The 11,357-nt window shown below is 39.0% G+C and carries 7 protein-coding genes and 1 pseudogene; 5 read left to right on the plus strand and 3 right to left on the minus strand.

Going from position 1 to position 11,357, the window contains the following annotated elements; all coding sequences use genetic code 11:
• Positions 1-123 precede the first annotated feature (123 nt).
• On the plus strand, positions 124-642 hold the full coding sequence (gene dps, locus ACT3RM_RS14915) for a DNA starvation/stationary phase protection protein Dps (RefSeq protein ID WP_441835983.1): 519 nt from the start codon (positions 124-126) through the stop codon (positions 640-642).
• A gap of 691 nt (positions 643-1,333) precedes the next feature.
• The gene (locus ACT3RM_RS14920) at positions 1,334-4,267 is read left to right on the plus strand and encodes a TonB-dependent receptor (protein WP_441835984.1); all 2,934 of its coding nucleotides are present in this window, start codon (positions 1,334-1,336) and stop codon (positions 4,265-4,267) included.
• 128 nt (positions 4,268-4,395) lie between these two features.
• Here the strand turns inward: ACT3RM_RS14920 and ACT3RM_RS14925 are convergent, their stop codons facing one another.
• On the minus strand, positions 4,396-5,073 hold the full coding sequence (locus ACT3RM_RS14925; protein ID WP_441835985.1) for a glutathione S-transferase family protein: 678 nt from the start codon (positions 5,071-5,073) through the stop codon (positions 4,396-4,398).
• Between the two features lie 385 nt (positions 5,074-5,458).
• Here ACT3RM_RS14925 and ACT3RM_RS14930 point away from each other — a divergent pair, with 385 nt between their 5' ends.
• Entirely contained in the window at positions 5,459-5,611 is a 153-nt protein-coding gene (locus tag ACT3RM_RS14930) for a hypothetical protein (protein WP_441835986.1), read from the plus strand.
• A 120-nt stretch (positions 5,612-5,731) separates the two neighbouring features.
• Here the strand turns inward: ACT3RM_RS14930 and ACT3RM_RS14935 are convergent, their stop codons facing one another.
• A complete protein-coding gene (locus tag ACT3RM_RS14935) occupies positions 5,732-5,980 on the minus strand; it encodes a hypothetical protein (RefSeq protein ID WP_441835987.1) in 249 nt (82 codons plus the stop codon).
• 175 nt (positions 5,981-6,155) lie between these two features.
• Between ACT3RM_RS14935 and ACT3RM_RS14940 the strand changes: the two genes are divergently transcribed.
• Positions 6,156-7,304: a hypothetical protein gene (locus ACT3RM_RS14940; protein ID WP_441835988.1), complete on the plus strand. Its 1,149-nt coding sequence runs from the start codon at positions 6,156-6,158 to the stop codon at positions 7,302-7,304.
• Between the two features lie 52 nt (positions 7,305-7,356).
• On the opposite strand, the pseudogene ACT3RM_RS14945 reads toward ACT3RM_RS14940, so the two are convergent.
• A pseudogene (locus tag ACT3RM_RS14945) lies at positions 7,357-9,424 on the minus strand (catalase).
• 565 nt (positions 9,425-9,989) lie between these two features.
• Between ACT3RM_RS14945 and ACT3RM_RS14950 the strand changes: the two are divergent.
• Positions 9,990-11,318, plus strand: a complete 1,329-nt coding sequence (locus tag ACT3RM_RS14950; protein ID WP_441835989.1) for a sodium/glutamate symporter — start codon at positions 9,990-9,992, stop codon at positions 11,316-11,318.
• The last annotated feature ends 39 nt before the right edge of the window (positions 11,319-11,357 follow it).

Here is an 11,357-nt window from a genome sequence, read left to right on the forward strand (position 1 = left end):
GCATAACGTAGTGATCGCGACAACTAGTTTGACAAACACCGATTATTTAATGCAAGATAAAGGATGTCCATAAACTAGTTTATTTACTTGTGGACAATTGACTTATAAAGACGAGGAGAAGTGATGAGTAACACACCAAACAAAACAGCTGATTTTACCGCACCTGGCGTAAAAAATGAGTCTGCACAAGATACAATCACTATTTTAGATAACCGCATGGTTGCCCTAATTGATTTACAACTGACCTTAAAGCATATCCATTGGAATGTAGTTGGCCCTAACTTTATTGGCGTACACGAAATGCTGGATCCACAGGTCGAGGTTGTTCGCGAAATGACAGATACCATAGCAGAACGCATCGCAACACTTGGCGGAGTGCCTGTAGGTACACCGCAATCGATTGTTGAACGTCGTACTTGGCAAGACTATTCAATTGGCAAAGGTCTTGTAACCGACCATTTAACGGCTTTGGACAAGGTATACAACGGAATTAACAAAGATCACAGAAAAGCACTTAACACACTCTCTGAACTCGATCCTGTTTCTGAAGATATGATAATTAGCCAGCTTGCTGATTTAGAACAATTTCAATGGTTTATCCGTGCTCACATAGAGTCAGCTACAGGCGAATTAAAAAGCTAATACAAGTAATATAAACATTATCGGTTGCTATGCAATTAATAGCTAGCAGTCAAAATAGAGACTAAGCCCAGCCATTTCAGTGCTGGGCTTTTTATGATCTGTCATTCATTGTTGATGGCCTACCTCTCTTAAAAACACACCACACCAAGCAATGTTACCAATAAATAAATAAAACACATAATTGGTAATACAACACGGTAAGATCCACCTTGTAGTTAACAATTTCAGTAATAGATCGAAAAAAAGCTTTGTTACATGTGAATGTCAATTTAACACGCACGACTCATTACTTATCAGCTAAGTAAGCGTCAAGTAATTAATATCACACAGTTATTCTATATACCCCCCCCAACTCCCTCCTTCCTCTTACTTTTTATGCACCTACAAGCGAAACAAAATATACCTGTTTGCTTATTTTTAACCGCTGGTTATTACAACATTAAATTTAAAACCAAAATTAAAACATCCAGCTAACTCGTTAAATTAATTATAAATAAATAAAACAAAGTTATAATTGTAAGACCAAAAGTGAATTTATGGTAAACAAAGCTTGAAATAAAAAACTAAATAGTTTAATTTTAATCACATCATCTGTATGACAACTAAGATGGTCCAGATAAACAAATTGGTAAACCAACATTAACTGGTAGCACACAATGACTCGAGTGATACTCAAAATCGGGAGAGATACATGAAACTCAATAGCATTACTTCAACATTAATAGGCAAACAACAAAGAAGTAGCTCTACACTTATCGGAGCCGCAGCGCTTTGCTTATTAAGCACATCAGCACTTGCTGAACAAGAAGCTGAAAATGAAGTGAAAAAAGCAGATGACGGTATAGAAGTCATTCAAGTAAGTGGTATTTTAGGAAGTTTAAGAGAAGCTTCTTTAATCAAACGTACTGACGGCCGTATTGTTGATGCTATCGTATCTGAAGATATTGGTAAGCTTCCTGACAATAACATTGCTGAAGCACTGCAACGCATTACAGGTGTCTCTATTAACTCTGATTTTGGTGTAGGTGATAGCGTTTCTATTCGTGGCTTGCCCCAGAACCGTGTCGAATTAAATGGTCGCTCTACTATCGGTGATTCTCGCGACGGCATCAGCCTACAAGATTACCCATCAAGCTTTTTGAAATCTGTTGAAGTCGTAAAATCACCAACGGCTGATATGATTGAAGGCGCATTAGGCGGCACTGTAAGCTTAAGAACAGTCCGCCCGCTTGAATTAGATAAGCTCACCGCAGCTATGTCAATTGATGCTGAATATGCAGATAAAACTGAAAATGTAGCCCCCATTTTTAGTGGTTCTGTAGGTAATAACTGGGATTTTGACGAGCTTGGTACCTTTGGTGCACTTGTGATGGTTTCGTATCAAGACCGTGAACTTCGTCAAGATGAAACATCTAGCCGAGTAAAGCCACAAGACACTGAAATTAATGGCCAACCTGGAAACACTCCAAGCGGTAATGCTATTATTAGAGACGAGCATAGTATTGAACAATATGTAGAAAACCGTGAACGTACTGCGCTTGCTTTATCATTACAATGGGCTCCTGAATCTGCTGATGGCATGGTTTATCTTGATTTAAGTGGCACAAAACGTTCAGGCGAGCAAGCTGGTAACTCTATTTTAGGTGTTGGAGGTTCTTTATCAACTGATGCCAATACCACCCAAACTGCAAATGGTGTTAACAATTATACGCTTACTAACGAATTTGGTATTCCAAAAACGTATAGTGATTTTCGTGAAACAGAATCTTTCTCAAATGCGCTAGGTGCAGAATGGATTGTTGCTGATGGTGTAATGATTTCGGGCGAAGTGGCTGTCGCCTCGTCTGACAGTATCCGCCCTGATTCAGAGTTTACACTACGCCCAGTTCAAAAATCAGTCTATGAAGAAAGTGGTGGCGTTGATTTAGAAAACAATTTATACGATAGTTCTTTCTCTCAATCAGGTAATAAATTGCCAAGTATTGTAAATTCAGATCCAACAGCATTTACCGATCCACAAAACTTAGCTTTACGTACCTTTAAAAGTGAAGAACGTAACACTTACAACGATGAAACCGCAGTACGTTTTGACGTTGTAATAGATGAACCACTTGGCATCAACTGGGTATCGAGCTTAGAAGCAGGTGTTCGAGCAACAAAACGTGACTTTGAATATGAACAATACAAAGTTGAATTGACCGATATATATAAAAATGCTTATAACGACTCAGACGGTTCAAGTGCAACGCTATGGGCTGATGATTATAACGCGGCTTTTCCTGGTAGCTTTACCACAATGAGTCATGAAAATTCATTTGATCAAATTGGTCAATCTGGTCAAAATGATTTGTTAACCTTCTTAACTTATAATGGTTTATCTAATCCAGCAAATACCTACGCACAGCTACAACAGCTACTTTCAGGAACTAACCTGGCAACCACAGGAAGCTTTGCTGATAACCAAGAGTTTCAAGAAAGTGCCTATAGAAATGTTGCTGAAGATACTGCAGCAATCTATTTATCTGCTCATCTAGATTTTGATTACATTACAGCTATTGTTGGTGGTCGTTATGTTACAACTGACCTTGAATCAAGCGTTTACAGTAATGGTGAAAAAATAACTGGTGAGAATGATTATAGTGACTTCTTACCTAGCTTAAATGTAACTTATAATTACTCTGACGATACACTATTTCGCTTCGCTGCGGCTAAAGTAATGCGTAGAGCTGATTTTAATGAACTAAGCCCGGCATTTGATGTTAATAACGATACAACAGGTGCAACCCAAGGCTCTATTGATTTAGAACCATACCGCGCTACACAATTTGATTTATCTGTTGAGCACTATTTTGGTGACGGTAACATTGTATCATTTGCAGTCTTTTATAAAGATGTTAAATCTTTCTTAAGTAACGAGAGTAGCTGTGTTGCTTCAGACTCAACTTCAGGTCAAAATGTAACGCAATGGAACCAAGTATGTCAGCTAGATAACGCAGGCGTATCACAAGACAACATGGTTTATTCTGATGCGACAGACTTCCCTGTTGATGCTGATGGCTTTGACTATGTTTCAGGTCTTAGAGACGCAGGGTTAACAGGTATCGATACTATCAAAAATGTGAATGGTGAAAATGGTACTATTCAAGGCTTTGAAGTAGGCTACCAACAGTTCTTTTCCAACTTACCAGGCGCGTTCTCAGGCTTAGGTTTAAGTGCTAACTATACTTATTCTGATAGCGAACAACCTAATGGTAACCCACTATTAGAGATATCTGAAAACACTTATAACCTGCAGTTGTTTTGGGAATATAATGGATTTTCAACTCGTCTAGCATATAACTATCGTGATAGTTTCCTTGATTCTGAAAACGAAAAACGAGTAGAAAACATCAACTTAAACGGCAGCATTGCAGAAGAAGGCACTGTATATGGTAATAACTACCGCGACGACAGAGGCCAGTTAGACTTCTCAGCAAGTTGGGATGTTAACGAAAACTTCACAATTGTAGGTAATGCCACAAACTTAACAGGTGAACCTTCTATTTACTTATCAGAATTAGATGGTGCATGGAAATACACCGAAGCTGATCGTCGTTTCAGCTTAGGCTTTCGCGCTAAGTTCTAACTTTCCCTTAGCCCTATTAATATAAATAATGGCGCTAGTACTTAAAATAAGTACTAGCGCCATTTATCTTCACTTTATTCAAAAATTAACTATTACTAACCACCTCAGTAAAATCGTAAATTTAAAAATTAAGTTTTAGCATAGTTTGATGGGAAAAATGCGCGGCGAGCCTGTTCATCAAAATCTTTCTTGAATTCAATACCAGTGCTAATACTACGAGCGCGCTCTACTGCTGGGCGACTATCGATACTGTCAAACCAACGCGTTAAATTTGGATACGGTGCTAACCCTTCTTCACCTAAAACAACCTTTGCTTTATCAATCCAGCCCCATGCTGAAACATCAGCAATTGAGTACGTATCACCAACAATAAAGTCACGCCCTTCTAAATGGGTATCTAAAACTTCATAGTGGCGTTGTGCTTCACGTAAATAACGGTTAATTGCGTAATCTAATTTTTCCGGCGCGCCATACCTAAAGTGTACAGATTGCCCTGAATATGGCCCCAGCCCTGAGGCAATAAACATTAACCACGACAGCATTTCAGCGCGATCTTCAGGTTTTCCAGCAAGCTTGCCGTGCTTTTCTGAAAGATACATTAAAATAGCATTTGAATCGAATACACGCATTCCATCATCTGTAATTGCTGGCGCTTTAGCATTAGGATTAATCTCTTTAAATTCAGTAGTATGTTGTTCGCCTTTTAAAGTATCAAGCGGTACGACCTCGTATGGCAAGCCTGTCTCTTCAAGAAACAGAGCAACTTTCATTGGGTTTGGTGTGTGGTGGAAATAAAACTTAATCATGTTGGGCTCCTCAATTATTGAACAATAATTAAAGCACACGTTGAGCAGTCGTTCAACAAACGATTATACTTATGTCCTCAGCTACCTAAGAATGCTTGAGTAACTATAAAAATAAACTGAAAAATGCCTTAAGAGAAAGTAAGGCTCAGGGGCTTGAAGTGGCATAAAATATAAACCTCAGTTCCTGCAATGGAGTAACTGGGCCGAATCTTGACTCTCCTTACTTTATCGCCCGGCCGATAAAGACCCATTAGCATTCTTAATGGTAATTACTTCTTCATCCCTATCATTTAAAAGCAGCTATTCATAAGCCTTAGTGGTAAGTTTTTTAGAAAATCCTTATCACGCTATAAAGGCGTGTTTATCTTTCTAGGTTTTGTCAGTAGTGTGTGCATTTAGACAAGACAGCGCCGTTATCATCGGCACATCAGATGCCACCAAATCGGCATTGGCAGCAACTATGAATTTACGTATTAAAAAAACCACCTCACGCACAATGCTAGTCATGTATAACATTGATAAAGACCAAGATGATTAAGTAGAAAATGACTTTATAGAACCTCAATAAGAGGTTTTTTAGTTCAGAAAAACTAAAGCTGAGATGACCAGAACGCTCTTCTCAGCTTGCTGATGAAAGTATTTTTAGCTAAAAACCTTATTAATGTGGCTTTTTAGGGCCCTGACGCACAAGATCTTTACCGTTTTCAAACACGTTATCTGTCACCCAACGTCCTAACAGCAATTTATGTTCATCATCAAGTACAGCCACAAATGGACGACCATCACTGTTATTGGTAGCAAGTGCTACACCCGCGACATTCTCTAATCCCAATCCACCACTTTCAACTAATAGCAAAAAAGCTTCAAGCTCTTCAAGGGTGCTAATTACATCATTATCATTAATCATAATATTACTCGGTTATAACTTAATGAGCGTAGCATAACAGTTTGCGGCAGTAGCCTCTAGGAATGGGCAAAAGGAGCGTATACAAAGGCAACCAACTTTTTTATTTGCGCTCGTGCAATATACATAGGATAGTGATATTTATCCGCAATCTTACTGAAGACTACATAGGACAACCATGATCAGATTACTTTTTGCCTCTAGTTTAATTTTATCTTCTTTTACAGCTCTAAGCGCAGACCTTACTATTGAAGAGCAACGTATTGAAAAAGCTCAAACAGCAATGCCCAAGGTTTTAGCGGCGTTTTCAGATGACCTGGCTGAGTTTGAACAAAGCTGGAAAAAACTAAAAAACCTTAAGCAAGCCAGCGATTTAGTCCATGATTACTCGAGCCAACTTTGGCTCGATGCCAGAGAGCGCATAACAACAACTAAAAACTATGACGACCGAGCACTTTACTGGGCACGCTTACTTTCAAGCAAAGTCATTCGCACAACAAACCCGAGCTTTACCCTAACGAGTGACGAACAAAATACTCTTTTAACCATGCTTGAAAACGGCAGTCGCGGGCGCAACGATTTAGCCTATTCAAAAGGCACCAGAAAAAAAATACTACTGACCGGTTTTGACCCATTCTTACTTGATAGAAACATTAACCAAAGTAACCCATCCGGCATCGCTGCACTATTATTAGATGGTCAAGTGCTCACATATAAAGGCATTACCGCCGAAATAAATACCGTAATGGTGCCAGTGCGTTATGAAGATTTTGACCAAGGTATTATTGAACAACTACTTGCACCCTATTACGCACTGAACAACGTAGATATGATAGTAACAGTCAGCATGGGCAGTAAAGACTTCGATCTTGAGCGCTTCCCGGGCAAACGCCGCAGTGTAACCGCCCCCGACAACGCCAATATAGTATACGGCGGCACATCAACAGCGCCCAAGATCCCAAGCTTGAACGATCGCCCACTACCAGGCAGCGAGTTTGTAGAATTCAGTCTGCCTATAAAACAGATGCTACAAGCTAAAGGGGCATTTCCGATAAACGATAACCACGAAGTGATCACCCTCGAAAAATCGTTTAAACCTAAAACTTATGCAGAGTTAAAAGGCGCTATAGCCGTAAAAGGCGGCGGCGGTGGCTATCTGTCGAACGAAATATCTTACCGCAGCATTCGTTTACGTAATGAGCTAAATTCAGATATTCCTACAGGCCACATTCACACCCCTCGTATAGCGCAATTTGAACCAGAAACAGAAGAAAAAATTGTAAAACAAATAAAAGCAATGCTAGAAAAAAGCTTAGAAGCTTTGTAATAACGTAAAGATTTAAAGGCCAGTTTTACTGGCCTTTAAGCTATGAATGATATTATCTTTGCCAATATCTTAAATTACGAAGTGTGGTTAAAAATTCACTCGATGGTACTTTGTCTAAATTTAGCCAACCATCATCACATTGTTCGTTTAATCCTGCGGCTTCAATCAAAGCTGAAGCTTCGTCGTTATAACCTATGTACTTCATATGTGCATGGGCATCACTAACAAAATCTTTCGCTTCAGGTATTTTAGCAAGCTCTTTCGCGCCTGATGCTGTTGTTAATATCGCCACCGCGTCATATAACACTGACGGGCCGCCATTAATGACTTGATCAGCAGCAACATGCTCACCATTACTGTTTTTTGCTCCACCGACTTGCGCCGCTATAACTTCATAAGAAGCCCCTTCCTTTTCAAGGCTTTTTATTAGGGAGTCAAAAATCTTCGCATCAAAACCTTCACTTACTAATATACCGAGCTTTCTTCCTTTAAAGGTGTTTGGTGAATTTTTTAAAATACTCAGTGCGTCAGATAAAGGTAGGTCTTGACGAGTTTCACGTGCAGCTTCAGCTCGCTCTGGCATTTGTTGTAACCCCAACCCTTTGGCTACTTGTTCTGCTAAATCTTCGTCAATGTTCAATAAATGAGAGACTAAACGCTCTCTAATTGGTAAGTGCTCAACTTTTGAAAGCTCAAACACATAGGCGTTTTGAATATGAATTTTCTCAGTTTTTGTTTGGCTTAAATAAAACTGGCGTGCTTGGCTATAATGGTCACTAAATGTATCAGTTCGGTATCGTAATTTACTGCCTTGTGTTTGTGTGTCTGTGCTTTTAAATCCATGTACAGGGCATTCTCTAGGGTTATTCTCGTCACCACTGAACGAGTTAGGTTCATAGTTAACTCGACCTTTAGGATTTTGCATTGCCATATGCCCGTCTTGTAAAAAGTTTCTCATTGGGCATTTGGGTGCATTGACAGGAATTTTGAGTAAAATTAGGACCACCTAAGCGTTTAGTTTGAGTATCTAAGTATGAAAAGTTACGACCCTGCAATAAAGGATCGGGTGTAAAATCAAGCCCCGGCACTATGTTTTGTGTACAAAAAGCGACCTGTTCCGTTTCAGCAAAAAAATTATCAACTACTCTATTTAATACCATTTTACCCACGATCTTAACCGGCACTTGTTCTTCAGGGATTAATTTTGTGGCGTCAAATACGTCAAACTCAAAATCATCTGCAAATTGCTGATCAAAAACTTGCACGCCCAACTCCCATTCAGGGTAGTTACCTTGATTAATTGAATCCCACATATCGCGACGGTGAAAATCAGGATCAGCACCATTTAGTTTAAGTGCTTCATTCCATACAACAGACTGCATGCCACCTTTTGGCTTCCAATGAAACTTAACAAATTTTTCTTCACTGTTGGCATTAATAAACTTAAAAGTATGAACACCAAAGCCTTCCATAAATCTTAGCGAACGCGGAATTGCTCTATCTGACATTGCCCACATTATCATATGCATCGACTCTGGCGATAAACTGACAAAGTCCCAAAAATTATCATGAGCAGTTTGTGCTTGCGGAAAACCTCGATCAGGCTCGGCCTTAGCGCTGTGAACTAAATCAGGAAACTTCATTGCATCTTGAATAAAAAATACTGGAATATTATTACCCACTAAATCCCAGTTTCCTTCTTGGGTATAAAATTTAACAGCAAAGCCACGTACGTCGCGGGCTAAATCTGGCGACCCTTTACTTCCTGCAACTGTAGAAAAGCGTGCAAAAACAGGTGTTTTTTCACCTTTGCGTTGAAAAATATCAGCAGAGGTTAAATCATCTAGCGCATCGTAAGTTTCGAAATAGCCATGAGCACCATACCCCCTCGCATGAACAACCCGCTCTGGAATACGTTCATGATCAAAATGAAATAGCTTTTCCCTAAGTACATGATCTTCCATTAACCCAGGTCCACGTTGCCCCGCTTTGAGTGAGTTTTGGTTATCACTAATAGGACAACCCTGCGCAGTGGTCATTGTAGGGTGGTTTTTATCAGCAGTTTGGTGCAACTCACCGCCATGCCCTTGGTTTTTTGAATACTTAAATGACTCAGCCATGATCTTCCTTCCTAAATAGGTTTTTCAAGTAGCGATATGAAACAGTGTTTTTAATAAGCTAACTGGAACAAGCAAAAAAAAGACCATTGAAAAACCATTTAAAAATCAGACAATAAGAACTAGCAGAGGTTAAGGCACACATAAAATGTAAAAAAATTACACTCGCAATGTAATCTTTTCTTGAAATGACTTTTATAACGAAAAATCAATTTATTAGTACTACAACAGTTAGAGTTAAATCCACTGTAAAAAACTAAAAATACGTTACCTATAAACAGTGTCTGCTGATCAAAAGTAGCAGGCACGTTTGTTTCTTAGTGTCTGCAAAGTACCATTGATAAATTGTCTTATAACGTAACTCATTTAGCGTTGCGGCTTATCGTTGAAAATTCTTCAATTCCCTTGTAAAACCTTTATAACTTGCCAAATAAAAACTCATTGAGATATGTAATATCAGTAAGTTAAATATATAAACCCTTGGAATATTTTTTGCTTATTTATTGTACTAAATATTTATAGTGCTTTTATTATTAAGAGCAAGCTTCACACGCAGGTTAATTCAGTTATGGACATAGCACTGTTTTTTAAATCGTTACTATTACTTGCATTATTTTTAACCCTCGGAAACCTCATAAAATACTCCTGTTTAAAGGGATTAATTGTTCCTTCTTCGTTAATTGCGGGCGTTTTGGCTTTAGTACTAGGGCCTCAATTACTTGGACAACATATTGATTTCTCAATGCAAGGTACTAATTTATGGATAGATGAGGCCGTTGTCGATATTTGGAAAGAGTTACCCGGATATTTAATTGTTGTGGTGTTTGCTGGCTTATTCTTAGGTAAGGAAATTCCTACAATTAAGCAATCATTAAATCAAAGCCTGCCAAACTTAAGCTTTGGCTATAGTATTGCGATAGGTCAATATGTTGTAGGTATGATAACAGCCTTATTAGTACTTGCGCCGTTATTTGACACTGACGCTGTTGCGGGCGCCTTAATTGCGGTGGGGTTCCAAGGCGGTCACGGCACGGTATCTGGTTTGCAATCAACATTTGAAAGTATCGACTTTGCTAAAGGAATGGATCTAGGGCTTGGTATTGCTACTATTGGTCTTATCAGCGCTATTATCTTAGGTACAATAATGTCTAATCGCACTGAGGGTGGCAATCAAGAATTAGAGATAAGCCATGATGAAAGAGTAAAAGTAAAAGACAGCCCCTTTACCTTGCATTTTGCTATTTTAGGCTCTGTTATAATACTTGCTTGGCTTACTTTAAGCGGCTTGCAAGTGGCGGAGCAAAACATATTTGTAGATTCATCAGTCAAAATTTTAGAGTACATGCCTTTATTCCCAGTCGCTATGATGGTTGGTTTAGCCGTACAAATAATTCTAAATAAATCAGGTATGGGTAATTTGATTAGTCACTACCAAATAACCCAGCTTTCAAACCTCGCACTCGATTTATTAATAATCGCAGCACTTGGCGCACTCAACTTATCTGTACTTGCTAAGTATTGGCAAAGTATATTAATTTTGGGCTCGGTGGGTGTAGTGTATAGTTCAGCTATTTATTTTTTCTTTGGCTCTTGGTTTTTCCAAAAGGGTTGGAAAGTGAGAGGGATTGGTGAACTTGGGCAATCAATGGGTACCACTGCTGTAGGACTTTTAATGCTAAAACAAGCCACATCAAACCCAAACGAACATATTCGTCCCTTTAGCTACAAGCAACCACTCTACGAACCCATTGTCGGTGGCGGCATCGTCACTGCACTTGCACTGCCTACCATTGCCAACTTTGGACCTTGGGTATTTACCGGTATAATGTCAGTCATTTTAGTCACTGTGGTAGTCAGTTTCGCCTTTTATAAAAAGCGCAAAAATAAAGCTGATTAAACTACTACAATACTATTATGAAAAAGCCGCTACAAACTG

The sequence above is a fragment of the Pseudoalteromonas sp. AOP7-A1-14 genome, assembly GCF_052376275.1.
Lineage (GTDB): Bacteria > Pseudomonadota > Gammaproteobacteria > Enterobacterales > Alteromonadaceae > Pseudoalteromonas.

Bases quoted from the DNA above. Each gene is read 5' to 3' on its own strand.
- dps (WP_441835983.1), top strand. From the start codon at position 124: ATGAGTAACACACCAAACAAAACAGCTGATTTTACCGCACCTGGCGTA.
- ACT3RM_RS14920 (WP_441835984.1), top strand. From the start codon at position 1,334: ATGAAACTCAATAGCATTACTTCAACATTAATAGGCAAACAACAAAGA.
- ACT3RM_RS14925 (WP_441835985.1), bottom strand. From the start codon at position 5,073: ATGATTAAGTTTTATTTCCACCACACACCAAACCCAATGAAAGTTGCT.
- ACT3RM_RS14935 (WP_441835987.1), bottom strand. From the start codon at position 5,980: ATGATTAATGATAATGATGTAATTAGCACCCTTGAAGAGCTTGAAGCT.
- ACT3RM_RS14940 (WP_441835988.1), top strand. From the start codon at position 6,156: ATGATCAGATTACTTTTTGCCTCTAGTTTAATTTTATCTTCTTTTACA.
- ACT3RM_RS14950 (WP_441835989.1), top strand. From the start codon at position 9,990: ATGGACATAGCACTGTTTTTTAAATCGTTACTATTACTTGCATTATTT.